Genomic DNA, 17114 nt, shown 5'->3' on the forward strand with positions numbered 1-17114 from the left:
AAATTCAGGAAAATACATGAAATTACTACAACTTTTTTAGTTTTGCAAAAGATGCCAGCATTTTTTTAATGCCAAAATTAGAAAAATCTACCGTTACTTCATAATCCTTGCCGCCGGAATTAATATTGGTTACTATACCAACACCAAATTTTACATGCTGTACAGTATCGCCAATACCATAATCCAGGGTTCCCATATTTTTGCCCTCAAAATCCTTAGGAGCGGAGGCTGCATAAGGTTTTTGAAAAATCGTATCATTTAATTTGTTAAAAACGCCTGAACCGAAAACGGCTTTTTCATTCGGAGCAGAAGCACCTCCTCTGGGATTAACTCTGTCCGGAGGCAAGCGGTCATTTTTATCACGGGATAAACTCATATAGGAATTACGTTTAAATGGGTTAGATTTAAAGGGATTACGTTCCATGGTTAATAAATACCGGGGAATTTCATTAACAAACCGGGATGGACGGTTAAACTGTGTCTCGCCCCGTATCATACGCTGGGATGCCGCACTTAACCCCAGACGTTTCATGGCTCTGGTAATTCCCACATAACATAATCTTCGTTCTTCTTCAATTTCCGTTTCGGGGTCATCTGCATGGATGGATATATAACTGGGGAATATGCCTTCTTCCATACCGCATAAATACACATATGGGAATTCCAGACCTTTAGCAGAATGTAATGTCATAAGAACCACTACGTCATTATCCTCTGACAGATTATCAATATCGGAAACCAGTGCAACTTCCTCTAAGAAATCACTTAAAGTCGGCGGTTCCAAGGCATTCTCTTCATAAGTCTTAATTTTACTTTTTAATTCACCGATAATCTCAATGCGGTCTTCTGCATCTTCCGTATCCTGTGCTTCCAGATTACTGATATAACCGGTTGCATCTAAAATTTCTTCCAGTAAATCAGTCAGAGTGTAATCAGGCGAAGATAAGTTGGACTTCAAAACTTCAATCATACTGACGAAAGGAGATATCTTTGCAGCAGCTCGTCCAAGTGTAGGAATATAATCCGCCCGTTTTAACGCTTCATAAAAACTGATACCATTTTTCAGGGCATACTCGTCTATTTTATCAATAGATGCCAGACCGATGCCACGTTTCGGTATATTAATGATTCGTTTCACTGCCAGGTTATCCAAACCGTTATCAATGGTTTTTAAGTAAGATAATAAATCCTTTACTTCTTTTCTTGCGTAGAAGTTAATACTTCCGATGATTTTATATGGAATATTTTTTAATATTAATTTTTCTTCAAATACACGGGATTGCGCATTGGTACGGTAAAGTATGGCAAAATCCTGATAAGCTGCTTCACCGGATGATACCGTGCCGGCGATCTCATTTACAATACTGTCTGCCTCTTCATAATCATGATCAAACTGTGTAAAGCGCACAGGTTCACCCTCCGCATTATCTGTCCATAAAGCTTTATCTTTTCTTCCGGTATTATTGCTGATCACTTCATTTGCCGCTTCCAGAATCCGTTTGGTTGAACGGTAATTCTGTTCCAGCTTTATAACGATAGCATCAGTATATTCTTTCTCAAAATTAAGAATATTATAGATATTGGCACCGCGGAATTTATAAATGGACTGGTCATCATCGCCAACAACACAGAGATTATGCTCCCTGTAACCATCTTCGTTAATTCCATTCGCTAAAAGACTGATCAATTTAAACTGGGCAGTATTCGTATCCTGGTATTCATCCACCATAATATAATGAAACCGATTTTGGTAATAATTTAAAGCCTCTCTGCTGGTTTGAAATAACTCTACCGTTTTAAAAATTAAGTCATCAAAATCCAAAGCATTATTAGATCTTAATCTTTTTTGATATTCCTTATAAACAGCAGCGTATTTCGCTTTTGTATAATCTCCTACCGCACGGAGTTCGTATTCCTCCGGAGAGAGGAGTTCATCCTTAGCTGAAGAGATAATGGATAAAAGAGAACGTTCCTTTAAAGTTTTGGTATCTATATTCAAATGTTTGCAAACTTCCCTCATTAAGGATTTTTGATCATCCGAATCATAGATGGTAAAACTTCTGTCATATCCGATATGATCAATCCAGCGTCTGAGAATTTTTACGCAGGTTGAATGAAAGGTACTGACCCATATGTTTTCAGAACCGTATCCAACTATCTTATCAACACGTTCACGCATTTCATTAGCTGCCTTATTGGTAAAGGTTAAAGCCAATATGTTCCATGGATTTACGTCCCTGTGTTCTATAAGATAGGCTATCCTGTGGGTTAAGACTCTGGTTTTCCCGGAGCCGGCACCGGCCAATATAAGCAAAGGACCTTTATCATGCTCAACCGCTCTTCGTTGTTCTTTATTCAGTGTATCATATATGCTCATGTTAATTACCACCTGACTTATGTATTTCATGTATATGAAAAAATAAAATCATATTTTTCAAACTCTGATTTTAGGCAATAAATCATCAAACTGCAGGTGATTTATGCATGGGAACTAGTATGTTTATTAATTTTCATAACGATAACCGGTAAACTGCAAAACAATCCGCCGGTTAGCTGCAAACATATGTTTATATTATAACATGAAAATAAAGACTGTACAACCGGTATCTTTTAATACTGTAAGACAAAACCATATTATAAGATAATTGGAGGTACGGGCGGTGTGGTATCGGATTCCGTTTTAGGCTTTAATCTTTTCTCTCTAATTCTTCCGGACTCATAGAATCACCTCAGTCTTAGTAATTGTTTAAATCTAAGAGTGCATTTTTAGTTATATTAATCAATGATTTCTACATATCCCTCCGTGCCGTTTACTCGAATCTTTTGTCCGTCTTTAATCAACTTAGTTGCATTTTCAACACCAACGACTCCAGGCAAGCCATATTCCCTTGTAATCACAGCACCATGAGTCGTAAATCCTCCTACTTCCGTAACTAATCCTTTAATTGTAACGAAAAGGGGAGTCCAGCTGGGGTCGGTAAACCGGGTAATAAGAATATCGCCTTCTTCTATATTAGCCTCATCCACAGTTAATATAACTCTGGCACGGCCCTCGATTACACCGGAAGATACAGGAATACCGGATAATGCTCCATCCGGGATTGAATGCTTCGCTAAACCGGTTTGCGGAACAAACCCATCGGAGGTCATGATTCGGGGAGGTGTTAATTTGTCAAACCGGATATAGTCTTCTTTTCTTTTTTGTATAATATTATCATTTATCTTATTTGATTTCATTCCTTCACATAATTCATCAAAATATAAATAGAAGATATCTTCGCGTTCTTTTATAATCTGCCTCTTGGCTAAATGATCTGCTTCCCGCAGTAATGCATTTTTATATAATTGATAGCGGCGTACAATATAGTATTTTGGATATTCACGGCAGCCAATGAAATTACGAAGTAAACGGATGCTTTTTTCCATTTTTTTTGCTTTTTTCTTCCCTCCCGGAAGCTTCTTTATCCTTAATATAATTTCATTACTTTTTGTAAGGGCTTCTTCTTTACCTTTTTTAAAGTTCTCATAATGTTCATTTTTTTTCAAAACCCGGATATTATTTAGTATGATAGGAATTAATTGAGTTGGTTTTTCGGCAAATCTATCTTTTGTAATATCAATTTCACCGGGGCATCTCATGCCGAATTTCTCAAAAATTTCATAAATTCATTCCTTACTGTCATACCACCCGGAAGCATTGCTATATCGTCAAGAAATGCGTCATTCGTCGGATTATCGGATAGAAAATGATATATTTCAGGATATTCCCGTATGGAATCAGCGACATCACATAGATTCAATCCCATCTGGGTCGTTATATTATTGTCTAAAGACTTGGTTAAAATATCAGCTGCATTTTTAATACCCAACCATTTTTCAACTTTCTTATTTATGGAATCATTTACAAGGATGGCAGCTATAATTGCACCTAACATCCCAGGGTGATACGCCATATCATAAAGTGCTTTACGGTCATTTTTGATAAATTTTAGAACCTCTTCTCCTGTCAGGCTATCCAAATGCTCCTTTGTTACAGTTATTTCATTCTCGAATTCCTGAATTAAATCCTTTATAATTGCAGGATTATTCTTCTTATAGATTTTATAAGTCTCCTTGAAAGAGGAAAATGTAAAAATTCCTCCTTTTATATTTCTCTTTCCTTTTGGCAGTAATTCCATGAATTGCTTATCTGAAATTAAATTCTTAAGGGCATTTTGTATTAACGGATCCTGTTTTCCCGATGCCAGTAACAATCGATTTTTTCCCATAGCAGAAGATAAGTCATGGGTAATATCAGCATAAATTCGGCCGCCGATTTTCTCCATAACTGAATCCGTGAGCATTTCAAAAAATGACATTCCAAGTGGTTTTATGGTATCTGTCATCATCTGAGTATGACCAATTGACATATATACACGCGGTTCCTTGGCAGACGTGACCTCCGGCAATGGAAATAACGTGGTGATAGAACGGCTTTGTACAATATAGAATTTATTATTAACCAAGCACCATTCAATATCTTGCGGTGCGCCAAAATGAGCTTCAATCTTCTTGCCCGCCAAAGCCAAAGCCAAGATTTGAGAATCGGATAATACAGTATTGGGTTTCATTTCTTTTCCTAATTGTATCTCTTTAACTCCTCCATTTTGATCCGGTTTTAATTGAAACTGTTGTGTTCCTAAAGTCTTACCGGTAATTTTTCCGTCCCTGATTTTGTAGATGTCGGGATTTACAAGACCTGATACCAATACTTCACCCAATCCGAATCCTGCATCAATGGATAAGGTTTTACGGTCCGATGTCATAGGATCAGCAGTAAACATTATACCTGAAGCTTCGGATAGAATCATCTTTTGAATTACAACGGAGAGCAATACTTTTCTGTGATCGAAACCATTTTGTATACGGTAGGTGACAGCGCGGTCAGTAAAAAGGGAAGCCCAACAGCGGACGATATGATTAAGTATATCTTTTTTTCCTATGATATTTAAGTAAGTATCCTGCTGTCCGGCAAAAGATGCATGAGGAAGGTCTTCGGCGGTGGCGCTGGATCGAATTGCAAATCCTTGGTTATTTTCATATTTTGATAACGCTCTCGTAATTTCTTCTTCAACATCTAGAGGTATCGTAAAATGTTCAATAATATTACGGATACTTTCACTTAATGTAACGATCTGCCCTCTTTCTATCGCTTTTGTTTTTGATAATGTATCTATTAAATCATGTAATTCATCATTTTTGTCCATGGCTTTTTTATAAGCATCGGTAGTTACACAAAATCCATCTGGTACTTCTATTCCTGCAATTTTAGATAATTCCCCCAGGTTTAAGCCTTTCCCGCCCACTTTTGAAAGATTATTATTTTTTATTTCTTTAAAACTTAATACATAAGAATTCATAGTATCCCTCCATAAAGGTTTTGAAATTTGATATGCTATATTTCATAATATACATAGAAATAAGTTTTGTCAATATGATTTGAAATATGATTTGATATATTTCAAAACTATGCTATAATAATCAAAGTAAGCAGATTGCTTCATAGAAATAAAAGCGTAATGCTCGTTTAAGCAGAGTCAATTGGCTCCTATAGAAAGATATAAATAATAAGGCAGGTATCGGTATGAACGGATATGAAAAAAGAACGAATGCTAAAAAAGAAGCTATTATTAATGCAGCCGGTGAGCTCTTTACAAATAGGGGAATCACCGATGTTGGAATAAGTGAAATAGCGGCAAAAGCAAATGTATCTCAAGTATCTATTTATAATTATTTTGGTGATAAAAATGCGCTTGCGAAAGAAGTTTTAATTAAATACCTAGATCATATCATTGAAGGGTATGATGAAATATTACAAAAGGAAATTCCATTTTCAGAAAAATTAAAGATTATCATGGAAAAAAAGGTAGAAGCTGTTAATGCTTATGGAAAATCTCTCTTTAGTAAATTCGCTTGGAATGATAAGAACTTTCAACAGATTTATAAGGAAGCAATCAATAATAAAGCAATCACCATATACACGAAATTCATAGAACAAGGGAAAAAAGAAGGTGCAATTGTTAAGGAGATTCCTGATGATGTTATACTTGATTTCCTCTTATCTTGTGTGTCTTTTATGCAGCAGACTAATTACATTAAAACAGATCCTAAATATAAAATGGGAATTCTAAGACTATGCTTATATGGATTGCTGGGAAAGGAAGAATAATATTATTCGATTAGAATATATGAGTCATTACTTACTGATAAATCATTATTCAGTCATAAATGGACGGTAAAAGGACTGCAATCATAAAAATGTATTTACATCTAGTATTAAATACTATATAATATACGTGAGAGGTGATAACAGTGGATATGAGTAATGAAGATTGTTTAAAAAGCTTAATAGAAAGCATTAGGAAATTGGATTATATTAATCCGGATGATATTCCTAATATTGATTTATATATGGACCAGGTTACCACATTCATGGATGAACATTTAAAATCTTCCAAGCGGTATAGCGAAGATAAACTTCTTACAAAAACCATGATTAATAATTATACCAAAAACGAATTGTTACCACCGCCTAATAAAAAGAAATACTCAAAAGAGCATATTCTGTTATTAATCTTTATCTATTATTTTAAAAATATTTTGACTATAAGCGATATCCAGCATATCTTTAATCCTCTGACGGAAAAATATTACGGTAAAGGTGCCGACATCGGTTTGGAAGCTATTTATAAAGAAGTATTCAGTTATGAAAAAGACCAGATGGATAATCTGTTAAAAGATGTCATACGTAAGTTTAATAAGTCCAGAGAAACATTTTCTAATATAGAATCCGAGGAAGAAAAAGAATTTCTTAATACTTTTTCCTTTATATGTATGCTTAGTTTTGATGTTTATGTTAAGAAACAGATGATAGAAAAGTTGATTGATGAATCTATATTAGACAAAAAGAAAATGAAGAAAAAAGATTAATTAAAATGATAAAAAGATTAATTAAAATGATAAAAAGATTAGATATAAAAACCCCCTCTAGGTTGCTTAACCGGAGGGGGTTTTAACATACATGTCCTATTCTTGAAAAAATTTTGCGGTCATTTGTTAAGTCGTTAAGACTGTTTAGTCATTCGTATCTTTCATATCCGATATTCTCGAAAAGACCATATCATATCCATCTTTACCATAGTTAAGTGACCGATTTACCCTGCTGATGGTTGCAGTAGAAGCTCCTGTTTTTTCGGCTATCTCTAAGTAGGTTTTATGGTTACGCAGCATGCGTGCTACTTCAAAACGCTGGGATAAGGATAATAGTTCATTTACAGTGCAAATATCTTCAAAGAAAGTATAACATTCTTCCGAATCTTTTAAACTTAATATTGCTTCAAATAAATGGTCCACGGCAGAAGTTCTGATATTTTTGCTCATATTTCCATCTCCTGATAAGTATATTCTAACAGTCTAATTTTAACACGATAAAGTCGTAAAGTAAAGTATTATTTTTGGGAGGTGGGATTGGCTTAAAGTCTGTGTTTATGAGATTTTATTTTGTGTTTTTCGGGGTTTGACTTCCGTTTGACTTCCGTAGAAACAATTCATTTCATTACCATTATTAATGACTTCTCTTGATAATTTAGTATAAATATTTAATGTCGTGCCAATGTCAACATGTCCTACCCATAGTTGAAGCTTTTTTACATCAACACCTGCAGCATAACATTCACTTATAAAATTATATCTGAAACAATGTGTTGATAAGTCTTCGCCTAAACCAACTTTTCTTTTTACCTGATTAAAGAAATGATTTTACTATTGACAGCCATAAGATTTCCGTTTCTGTTAAGAAATAGATATTCTGTATCGATAGAATTTATGTATTCAAAAAGTGGTTTTGCCAAAGGTAAAAGTATCGGGACATTTCTTTTTCCGGCTTCTGTTTTAGTGTTTTCTTGCACATAGGGTTTACCATTATTATCTATCAGAGTTTTATTGATCCGGATTGACATATGCTTTTTGTCTATGTCTGATCTAGTTAATGAAAATATTTCACCACGACGCATTCCAGTATATCTCATTAACAGTAAAAATACTTTTTCACGATCTTTAAGTCCGGAAGCGTTATTAATGTTCTCTTTTTCTTCTTCTGTTAATACGCGTTTTGTTTTTTCATCATATTTAACTGTTAGGCCTTTACAAGGATTTCTAGCTATAATATCATTTTGTATAGCATAATCGAAGATAGCTTTTAACATAATTAGTATAGAATCTGACGTCTTATAAAGGCCCTCTTTTTGCGTATCTGATAATAAGGATTCAATAGTATACATTGTAACGTCTTTTACTTTCATATCGCCAATTGCAGCATCAATGCGTTTCATGATAGAAGAGTAAGCGCATTCTGTATTCCGTTTAACTTTACCCTCTTTTTTTATGCGATACCATTCTTTACGCAATTCTTTCACCGTTATACCTCTGTTATCAAGGACAACACCTTTATCTATTAATAGCATTAGTTCCCGGTAATTCTTTTCAACCTCCTTAATTGTTTTTCCATATACTGTTTTCTTAACTGGCTTACCATTTTTTAACCCAACAGTAACCTGTTTGGCATATCTGCCATCTTTTCGTTTTTTTAATTTTTCAGCCATATTATACATTCCTTTCTCTAAAAAGGGCATAAAAATTGCCCTGGTTCGTCAAACTAGAGCAAATGTTCGGTATTGAATTAATATACCGATATGATATAATATGCTTGCCGAGAGCGATATTATAGGCACTAGTCTGTAGTATCTATTTAAGCCGTTCCTATTGCAAGTAGGAGCGGTTTTTTTATGTACTCATATTCCACCATATAACCATGAGTTTTCTGCATTAATAAAATCAATTCTCTGCCTATCAAACCTAGAAATATTCGATACCGGTTTATCGCAGCATTCACATAATGGTTTATTAGAGTTGTAAATTAGTGTATCACAATAAGCACAAGGAGTAATCTTAAAGACAAACTTCCTTACCTCTTCGTCATAAAAATGATTATATATCTTCCAATCTACGTCAGTCATTCCATAATGTTTAACGCTATATACCCATTTTTCACATGTTTCATATGCATACTTAGCACATTCTAAAGAGATATTAAATATATTTGATATTTCTCTTATATTCGATAATTTTGAATAATATACTGCCATAGACGGAGCTAATATAGTGCTGGCAAAATTATTGGCTTCAGCCTCATCTTGGGAATCTAAAGCGAGATGACCAAGTTCATGCATTAGTGAAAATCTAATTCTTCTTTTTGATTTTTTATCATTGTAAAATATTTCATTTCCCAACGTACATGCATCTTCACTTAAACGCAAACAGGCTTCATATTTAGATTCTGATAAATGTGAATATTTCTTACAGGAAAACCCCATTGTCTCAAGCAAACCAATACAATCAAAGGGCAACCTATTAATCGCATATTTTTCATAGATTAAATATATAGCATATTTAATTTTGTCATAGTCCATTATTAATTAATCCTCATCTGATAAAATTATTTGGGCAAGTTTCATTTTTTCTTGTGGTGTTAGATTGTTTTTTCCTCTGGTATAGATCTTAAGTAGATCCTCATATGATGCATTATCAACATTGTCTTCATTAGAAACTGTATCACTTCTCCCCTCAACTCTTCCAGTTAAATAATCAATTGATACACCAAAAAAGTCAGCGACATCGCCTAATTTTTTTACATTAGGGGTAGACTTATCCCATTTAACGATGGTTCCATTACCAAAACCTAATGTATTTTCTAAGTCTGGCAGGCTCATGCCCTTTTCATTTGCTAATGCGCGAATTCTATCTCGCAGATCCATTTTATCCTCCAATATGATACAAGAAAAAAATCTCGTAATAGTACTTGACAACAAGAAAATAATCCTGTACAATAAGGCTGTAACAAGAAAAAAATCGCGTTAATTAAATAATCTACTAAAGAAACGGCAATTTCAATGTAGATGCACAAGAAAAAATTCTGTTGTTCTGTCTTTTTATATAATAGAATATTTTCTCGTATATGTCAATATTTTTTACGCGAAAATTTTCAAAATTAGTACTATGGTCTTAAGGGAAGAGGTGAATACAATTTTATACGATAATGTAAAAAAATTATGTGACCAGAAAAATATTACTATAAGTAAGTTAGAGAATATTCTCAGTTTTGGTAACGGCACCATTCATAAGTGGGGATTTGTTCAACCTAGCATTGATAAAGTAAAAAAGGTAGCGGTTTATTTCGGTATTGGATTAGATACTATTTATTCTGGCGATGAAGTACCAACGCAAGAGTCTCTTGAAATTGCTAGAGAGTATTTTCTACTTACTCCTAATCAAAAAGATTTAGTGAAATGTTATATTTCGCTAATAAAAAATAGCCAGGAGTCTAAGAAAGGAGATTAATAATTATGCCAGCGCTGACTACTGAACAGGTGATGGAACGTTTCCAAATAAAGTCCATAGATACAGCAATGGAGCTTTTTCGAAAGAAAGGATCACCAGCTTATAAAATAGGTAAAGGCCGAGGTCATTGGAGAGTAGATGAAGAGGATTTTAAAAAGTATCTTCAGCAGGAAGCTGAAAAATATAAAGGATAGGAGGGGACAAGCCTATGAAGCAGATAATTAAATTTATTACCCATCCAGTATTCATAGGAACTTTATCCGGAACAATAACCAGTTTAATCATTCATATTTTGATTTATTAACAGGAGGTACTGATGAAGCAAAAGTATAAATCACGCCTGCAGGCATTCCTGGTTATAACATTCTTTCTGGCTCTACTTTATGTATTTGGAGTAGCGGGATCTTTGGAGCTGGACCGGCTAACTGTGAGACAGGCTTTGGTAAGTGGTGGGATAGGATGTGCGTATATGGCCGTATCGGTCATTACATATAAGTATATCGGAAAGGAGGAATGAGGGATGCTAGAAAAACTAGATAAGACTATAGAGAATATCTGTGATTGGGTTGATTCTAATTTATGCCATGTCTCTACTGCGGACAATTCACAAGTAATGGCGGATATGGTAAAGGCTCTAGCAGAGTTAGTTACCGCCAGAGCCAACCTAGGTTAATCGTTGTTTATAGTTTTTAAAGTAGTTTTGTAAAAATCAGTTACAGCTTTAGCACCATCTTTTGGATCGCAGTATTTTGGTATTAGCTCAAATTCAATAGCTTTAAGAGTGATTTCTTTGGCAAATGAAATTGTATTAGTTGGGGTCATGTGTAGATTAGCATCCATAAGTATTTTCTCCTCTCTCATATGTACTCGGCTTGGCAGAGCCTGTAAGGAGATTATACCATAATATAACAAATAATTACAGAAAAAGGAGGAACAGGAATGCATAGGAGTGTAATTGTGGATGACACCGACGTCCAGAATATAATCAAGACTGTATCGGAATTACAGGAAGAGGCGGACCGTGTTACTGAAGAATCAACACCCGCGGAAATCAAAGAGGCATTTCACAAGCACGGAGAAGCCCAGGGATACATACGTTGTTTGAGGGATTCAAAGTTAGTTTTGGTATCGGACTACGGAAGATTACTTATGCGGAATACCCGAATCGGGGAAAAGATAAAAGCCCTGAAAAAACTATGAGGGCCAAGTGTCAGACTTGTGGGCTATATTGGATTATCAGTGTTTTGCAAAAGATACCTAAGGCCGGTTACGAATGCCCGCAGTGTGAAATAAAAAGAAAAAAGGCTTGCCGATACCGCAAATATCGGAAAGCCCAGTAGTAAATAACCTATGTGCATTATAGCACATCAAAAACAGGAGGTAAAGCATTAATGGAATATGTCCCGGATAATTATGACCAGTTTCTGAAACATGAAAAGGAATTGGAAGAACAGGAGGAAAGTAATGAGCAGCTTATATCAGATAACAGAGAGCTATGATGCAGTTCTAAATATGCTTTATGATGAAGAAATCGACGAGCAGACTATTATAGATACCCTGGAAGCAATCGAGGGGGAATTTGAGGATAAGGCTGATAACTATGCCAAGTTATATAAAAGTCTCAAATATGATGCAGAAGTAATTAAGGCCGAGATTGACAGACTACGCGCCAGGTTAAATACCAATGAAAACAGGGCTCAGATATTAAAAGATACTTTGGAAGCCAATATGAAGCAGATAGGTAAAACTAAATTTAAAACCACTTTATTCAGCTTCAATATACAGAAAAATGGAGGTTTACAACCATTAAGACTGGATGTATTGGACGTAAAGGATTTACCGAAAGCCTATCGTATTCCGCAGGATCCTCTTCCAAACAATGAAAGGATTAGAGAGTTACTTTCAACACAACAGGTGACCTGGGCGCATCTGGAGCCACGGGGCGAAAGCCTAAGAATACGATAGGAGGTACATATGTTTATAAATCCGACACACTTAAAAAAGCTTATGACAGCAGCCTATAAGGGAGGAGGTATCCGGATTGGTTATTTTGACGAGGGATACATAATTATAGCCGGTACATGGATGGTTTGGCTTGATGTAAATTATATTCCCAATAAAGTCAAAGCAATTATTATGGAGCTTGCCGGAGTTCTTCCGGAAGAAGATACGGTATTTATCGTAAGTAAAGAAAAACCTATGCCCCAGACAGAAATGGATATTCATAGCTACTTCCATATTAATACCCTGGAAAAAGAAGCAAAATATCCGGTTACTCTTTCAAATGTGTTATTGGACAAACACTTTAATGTCTATCGCCTGATGCAGGTTAATGAAAGTAAGCAGCTGGTAATGATGGACATGAATCATTTAAATCTGATTGATTTAAATGAAATTGATTATGATCAGGAAAATACTCTTTCCGGTCCATGTACAAATTTTGGACAAAGCATGTATTTCTGGAGAAATGCCACTTGTACATTACTTTTAATGGGAACAGCGGTACCCGCTGAAAATCCTGTGATTACAGCATTGTCAGTAATTGATTTTGAAAAGGAGGCGAAAAAGTAATGGGAATCCCAGTATTAATTATAGGTAAATCAGGTAGCGGAAAAAGTACAAGCCTTAGGAATTGCAATGATGGATTTGCCCTGGTCAATGTCCTTGGAAAGCCGCTCCCATTTAAATCAAAAATACCTAAGGTAGTGACCGATGATTATCAGCAAATCATGAAGCAACTCTGTAATGCCCAATTTAAAAGTTTTGTTATTGATGATGCCGGTTATCTTATTACAAATCACTTTATGTCAAAACACAGCTCTGTTGGCGGTGGAAACGCTGTATTTAGTCTTTACAACGACTTAGGGGACTACTTCTGGCGGCTCATTCAATTTGTTATAAAAAGTCTGCCTGCAGATAAAATTGTTTATTTTTTCATGCATGAGGATGTTAATGATTTTGGAGATATCCGACCTAAGACCATAGGTAAACTGTTAGATGAAAAAGTATGTATAGAGGGGATGTTTACGATAGTCCTCCGGTGCGTAGCTGAAAATAATGTGCATAAGTTTATTACTCAGGCAGATGCAGGGGCCGTCTCAAAAAGTCCTATGGGGATGTTTGATACACTGGAAATTGATAACGATTTAAAGCTTGTAGATGATACCATTCGGGATTACTACGAATTGAATTATAAGGAGGAAAATAAAAATGCAAAAACCAAATGATTACGATAATGTACAGGCTTATGGGGAATTTACTCCGCTGAAACTTGGAGGACATATCTGCAAAATAATGCAGGTAAAAGAGACAAAATCAGCTAAAGGAAAGAATATGCTGGAAATTAGTTTAGATATTGCTGAAGGTGATCAGAAAGACTATTTTGCACAACAATATAAAACAGATACCAGGGAAAACAAGAAATGGGGCTGTACTGTATATCAATTAATAAATGATGCAAATGGTAATACCGGCAGAGGATTTAAATCTTTTATAACAGCTGCGGAAAATTCAAATCCTGGGTTTAAAGTAACCTGGGGCGACAAGTTTGCTTCCTGCTTTAAAGGCAAATTAATAGGTGGAGTTTTTGGCCGCGAACAATACTTAAATAATCAGCAAGAGAAAAAGTTTGCTACTAAATGTATGCAGTTCCGAAGCGTAGAAGTTATCAGAAATGGTGTTGACACTCCTGAGGATAAATTACTTCCTGAAAGCCAAGATAACGGTTATGGCCCAGGATATACGCCGAGTGCTGTCGGTGACGGCTTCATGAATATACCGAATGGACTGGAAGAAGAACTTCCATTTATGTAGAGGTGATTTTATTTGACCAAGGATGAGCTAAAAGCAACAGTGACAATGAAAGAAGTCCTGCATCGTAATGGAATCAATATAAATAGGAACGGGTTTATATCCTGCCCGTTCCATATTGAAAAAACTGCTTCTATGAAAATATATGATGATTCATTCCATTGCTTTGGATGCGGAGCTACAGGAGATATCTTTGACATGGAGATGCATCTGAATGGATGTAATTTCCGAACGGCTTTTGAATTGCTTGGAGGTGCCGATAAGCCGTCTTGGCGAACTATGGTGATGGCAATGAAAGCAAGGAAAGCAAGAAATGAGGCAGAACAACTTAGGCATGTAAATGCCATGAGGATACGAAGTATTCAGTTACGTGTTACAGCTTATCGTAACATAATTACTGCAGAACCTCCTTTTTCGGACCTTTGGTGCTACTGCATTGATAAATTGCAGTATCAAGTGTATCTATTAGAAACTGTATTGGAGTTGGATAAATGATAAATATAGCAGAACTTAATAAAGAGACTATCCTAAATGATGAAATATTCTTTGAACTCTATGAAGAAAAAGATCCGATTCTGCATGCAACCCTTACAGTTGATCTTATGGCCAGGGCAAAGTCGCTTGGGGTAAAGCAGTTATTTGACATAAAATACAAGGCTTTTGCCAAATCCAAACGTAGTTTTACGCTAAAAACCGGTGGGAATTATACAGAATTTGAAGGTGCTTACCCTCAACTCTTTACCGGGGGATGGATGGCGAATGAAGAGGGCATAACAATATTGACTAACTTTGGTGAAAAGACAGCCTGCAGTCACCCAATTATGCCTATTAAATCCTTGGTAAATGCAGAAACTGGTTATATTAAAACAGTGTTAGCATTTAAGGTCCGGAACAGGTGGAAAGAAATCATCGTAGACAAAGAGGTGATGTCCTCCAGTAATCGTATTACCGGATTATCTAAATATGGCGTGCGCGTCACCAGTGAGAACGCCCGTGCTCTTGTGCAGTATCTGGCCGACATAGAGAGCATGAATGATTCAGCAATACCGGAACAACTATCTACTTCAAAATTAGGTTGGCTCAATAATAGTTTCATTCCATATGATGAAAGCGTGATTTTTGATAATGAGGATAATCTGTCCGGTGCCTTTAAGAGCATAGAGAGCAATGGATCCTACACTAAATGGCTTGAATTAATGCATAAAATCAGGCAGAGTGAGCGCTTAGAACCTAAGATTTATTTAGCCGGAGCTTTTGCAAGTCCTTTATTACATAAATTTAATGCATTACCGTTTATTATAAATACGCATGGTAAGACCGGTAAAGGAAAGACTGTCGCATTAATGGTTGCGACTTCAGTTTGGGCAGACCCAACAGAGGGCAAGTACTGGATCAAGTCCAAAGCAAATGAAATAGCATTAGAAGCCAGGCTGGACTTTCTTAATCACTTACCCCTTGCCATAGATGATTTTTCTGAAATCCAAAAAAAAATGAAAGATGATTTTTCTGGATATGTTTACAGTCTATGCTCTGGTGGTGGTAAGGAACGTTCCAATGTCAATATAGGTTTACAGAGACAGCGATATTGGAAAAATATTATTCTGACTAATTCAGAGCGCTCCTTAATCAGCGAAACGATGCAGGGAGGAGCCATTAATCGAATAATTGAATTTGAAAGTGACGAAGGAAGTATTTTTGGTAACATATCTGAATCAGCAGCCGTTGTAAGTACAGTAAAAGAACATTATGGGTATGCCGGCAGAGAGTTTATAGAAATTATTAGCGACATGGATCTACAGGTGCTTAAGGATATGCAAAAAGACTTCCAGGATCGGATCTATGCTAAAGCCACAGAAATGGGAATTGAAAAGGAAGATAAGCAAATATTACCTATGTCTATCCTTTTGACAGCTGACAAAATAGCAACGGAGCAGATATTTGAAGATGGTATGTATCTGGATTTTGATATCTGTTTTAATTTACTGAAAAGTAAAGACGAGGTATCGGAAGAAGAAAGAGCTTATGGATTTATTATGTCTGATATAGCTATACATAAAAATAATTTTATTCCTGATAATTACGGCAATTATAAAGGCGAAATATGGGGATTTATTGAGCGTGGGTACGTGTATATCGAACCAAATGTCTTTAAAAGCATGTGCGAAAGGGGAAACTTCTCCAATAAATCTTTCCTTACCTGGGCAGACCGGAACGGGCTATTATTAAAAGATAATGATCGTGGGGGAACCAGGATGGAGAAAAGTAAGAAGATTAACGGTAAAAAATCAAGGTACAATGTCATAAAGATGAGCGACGAAGAAAGCGAGGAAACCATTGAAAACACTGACTTTATACCAATTGATGAGCAAACAAGGTTACCCTTTGATGATTAGCGGTTCCCCAGTTCCCCAGGTTCCCCAAGAAAATACACCTATATAATACTTGGTGTGTGTGTTGATGAATACATACACACACAACTCTTATAAAGAGAAACCTAGAAATTTGGGGAACCGGGGGAACCTTAACCGCAAACCATTGATTATACTGAATTTTATAAGTTCCCCAATGAGTACCCAAGGTATAAAAAAAGGGGAACTGGGGGAACTACATGGGAGTGATAACTTGAGATTAAATAATAAAAAAGCAGGAACAGATTTTGAATATGAATTTATACATACCCTTTCAAAATATGGTTTCTGGGTACATAAATTACAGGATAACCATAACGGACAACCTTTTGATGTGATAGCAGCCAGACAGGGGTAATACCTATGTATTTGACTGTAAGGATTGTAAGAATGATACATTTCCTTTATCAAGAATTGAGGAAAATCAATGCAATGCCATGACATTATGGCAGCAATGCGGAA

Annotated in this window: 22 protein-coding genes and 1 pseudogene; 14 read left to right on the plus strand and 9 right to left on the minus strand. The window is 35.7% G+C overall.

The features are described 5' to 3' along the window. Nucleotides 1-25: 25 nt before the first annotated feature. The 3 genes from pcrA to Ana3638_RS11665 all read right to left on the minus strand — a co-directional run bounded on the left by pcrA (nt 26) and on the right by Ana3638_RS11665 (nt 5399). Nucleotides 26-2377: a DNA helicase PcrA gene (gene pcrA, locus Ana3638_RS11660; RefSeq protein ID WP_161838179.1), complete on the minus strand. Its 2352-nt coding sequence runs from the start codon at nt 2375-2377 to the stop codon at nt 26-28. A gap of 398 nt (nt 2378-2775) precedes the next feature. Then, nucleotides 2776-3639: a PEP-utilizing enzyme gene (locus Ana3638_RS26235; protein ID WP_330587996.1), complete on the minus strand. Its 864-nt coding sequence runs from the start codon at nt 3637-3639 to the stop codon at nt 2776-2778. Next, nucleotides 3636-5399, minus strand: coding sequence for a PEP/pyruvate-binding domain-containing protein (locus tag Ana3638_RS11665; protein WP_330587997.1), 1764 nt, complete (start codon nt 5397-5399; stop codon nt 3636-3638). The genes Ana3638_RS26235 and Ana3638_RS11665 overlap by 4 nt, the downstream gene beginning before the upstream one ends. A gap of 224 nt (nt 5400-5623) precedes the next feature. Here Ana3638_RS11665 and Ana3638_RS11670 point away from each other — a divergent pair, with 224 nt between their 5' ends. Together Ana3638_RS11670 and Ana3638_RS11675 are read left to right on the plus strand one after the other, a co-directional pair. Then, nucleotides 5624-6208: a TetR/AcrR family transcriptional regulator gene (locus tag Ana3638_RS11670; RefSeq protein ID WP_161838180.1), complete on the plus strand. Its 585-nt coding sequence runs from the start codon at nt 5624-5626 to the stop codon at nt 6206-6208. 149 nt (nt 6209-6357) lie between these two features. Further along, entirely contained in the window at nt 6358-6969 is a 612-nt protein-coding gene (locus Ana3638_RS11675; RefSeq protein WP_161840532.1) for a DUF1836 domain-containing protein, read from the plus strand. Between the two features lie 144 nt (nt 6970-7113). Here Ana3638_RS11675 and Ana3638_RS11680 read toward each other — a convergent pair whose 3' ends face one another. From Ana3638_RS11680 to Ana3638_RS11700, 5 genes and pseudogenes are all read right to left on the minus strand, one after another. Then, entirely contained in the window at nt 7114-7419 is a 306-nt protein-coding gene (locus Ana3638_RS11680) for a YerC/YecD family TrpR-related protein (RefSeq protein ID WP_161838181.1), read from the minus strand. A 105-nt stretch (nt 7420-7524) separates the two neighbouring features. Then, a pseudogene (locus Ana3638_RS27045) lies at nt 7525-7737 on the minus strand (hypothetical protein); the annotation flags it as partial. Between the two features lie 38 nt (nt 7738-7775). Then, nucleotides 7776-8639, minus strand: a complete 864-nt coding sequence (locus Ana3638_RS11690) for a tyrosine-type recombinase/integrase (protein WP_161838182.1) — start codon at nt 8637-8639, stop codon at nt 7776-7778. 189 nt (nt 8640-8828) lie between these two features. Further along, entirely contained in the window at nt 8829-9506 is a 678-nt protein-coding gene (locus Ana3638_RS11695) for an ImmA/IrrE family metallo-endopeptidase (protein WP_161838183.1), read from the minus strand. Between the two features lie 6 nt (nt 9507-9512). Then, on the minus strand, nt 9513-9851 hold the full coding sequence (locus Ana3638_RS11700) for a helix-turn-helix domain-containing protein (protein ID WP_161838184.1): 339 nt from the start codon (nt 9849-9851) through the stop codon (nt 9513-9515). Between the two features lie 259 nt (nt 9852-10110). On the opposite strand from Ana3638_RS11700, the gene Ana3638_RS24695 reads away from it, so the two are divergent. The 4 genes from Ana3638_RS24695 (at nt 10111) to Ana3638_RS11720 (ending at nt 11107) form a co-directional block, all read left to right on the plus strand. After that, on the plus strand, nt 10111-10434 hold the full coding sequence (locus Ana3638_RS24695; protein WP_202621606.1) for a helix-turn-helix domain-containing protein: 324 nt from the start codon (nt 10111-10113) through the stop codon (nt 10432-10434). A gap of 5 nt (nt 10435-10439) precedes the next feature. Continuing rightward, nucleotides 10440-10628, plus strand: coding sequence for a helix-turn-helix domain-containing protein (locus Ana3638_RS11710; protein ID WP_161838185.1), 189 nt, complete (start codon nt 10440-10442; stop codon nt 10626-10628). Nucleotides 10629-10750: 122 nt separating this feature from the next. Next, complete coding sequence (locus tag Ana3638_RS11715; RefSeq protein WP_161838186.1) at nt 10751-10951, plus strand: hypothetical protein; 201 nt, start codon at nt 10751-10753, stop codon at nt 10949-10951. A 3-nt stretch (nt 10952-10954) separates the two neighbouring features. Then, nucleotides 10955-11107, plus strand: a complete 153-nt coding sequence (locus Ana3638_RS11720) for a hypothetical protein (RefSeq protein ID WP_161838187.1) — start codon at nt 10955-10957, stop codon at nt 11105-11107. Here Ana3638_RS11720 and Ana3638_RS11725 read toward each other — a convergent pair. Continuing rightward, nucleotides 11104-11274, minus strand: coding sequence for a hypothetical protein (locus Ana3638_RS11725; RefSeq protein WP_161838188.1), 171 nt, complete (start codon nt 11272-11274; stop codon nt 11104-11106). The genes Ana3638_RS11720 and Ana3638_RS11725 overlap by 4 nt on opposite strands. A gap of 99 nt (nt 11275-11373) precedes the next feature. Here Ana3638_RS11725 and Ana3638_RS11730 point away from each other — a divergent pair, with 99 nt between their 5' ends. The 8 genes from Ana3638_RS11730 to Ana3638_RS25150 all read left to right on the plus strand — a co-directional run bounded on the left by Ana3638_RS11730 (nt 11374) and on the right by Ana3638_RS25150 (nt 17010). After that, nucleotides 11374-11634, plus strand: a complete 261-nt coding sequence (locus Ana3638_RS11730) for a hypothetical protein (RefSeq protein ID WP_161838189.1) — start codon at nt 11374-11376, stop codon at nt 11632-11634. Nucleotides 11635-11898: 264 nt separating this feature from the next. Next, entirely contained in the window at nt 11899-12399 is a 501-nt protein-coding gene (locus Ana3638_RS11735; protein WP_161838190.1) for a siphovirus Gp157 family protein, read from the plus strand. Between the two features lie 9 nt (nt 12400-12408). Then, complete coding sequence (locus tag Ana3638_RS11740; protein WP_161838191.1) at nt 12409-13005, plus strand: hypothetical protein; 597 nt, start codon at nt 12409-12411, stop codon at nt 13003-13005. Continuing rightward, nucleotides 13005-13661 carry an AAA family ATPase gene (locus tag Ana3638_RS11745; RefSeq protein ID WP_161838192.1) on the plus strand — a complete coding sequence of 219 codons (657 nt, stop codon included), beginning with the start codon at nt 13005-13007 and terminating at the stop codon, nt 13659-13661. Before Ana3638_RS11740 ends, Ana3638_RS11745 begins: the two co-directional genes overlap by 1 nt. Then, nucleotides 13645-14247 (plus strand): hypothetical protein, encoded by a 603-nt coding sequence (locus Ana3638_RS11750; RefSeq protein ID WP_161838193.1) that lies wholly within the window; start codon nt 13645-13647, stop codon nt 14245-14247. The genes Ana3638_RS11745 and Ana3638_RS11750 overlap by 17 nt, the downstream gene beginning before the upstream one ends. A 12-nt stretch (nt 14248-14259) precedes the next feature. Then, a complete protein-coding gene (locus Ana3638_RS11755) occupies nt 14260-14739 on the plus strand; it encodes a CHC2 zinc finger domain-containing protein (RefSeq protein ID WP_161838194.1) in 480 nt (159 codons plus the stop codon). Beyond that, complete coding sequence (locus Ana3638_RS11760) at nt 14736-16637, plus strand: DUF927 domain-containing protein (RefSeq protein WP_161838195.1); 1902 nt, start codon at nt 14736-14738, stop codon at nt 16635-16637. The genes Ana3638_RS11755 and Ana3638_RS11760 overlap by 4 nt, the downstream gene beginning before the upstream one ends. Before the next feature lie 229 nt (nt 16638-16866). After that, entirely contained in the window at nt 16867-17010 is a 144-nt protein-coding gene (locus Ana3638_RS25150; RefSeq protein ID WP_246241028.1) for a hypothetical protein, read from the plus strand. The last annotated feature ends 104 nt before the right edge of the window (nt 17011-17114 follow it).

It is taken from the genome of Anaerocolumna sedimenticola (genome assembly GCF_009931695.1).
GTDB lineage: Bacteria > Bacillota > Clostridia > Lachnospirales > Lachnospiraceae > Anaerocolumna > Anaerocolumna sedimenticola.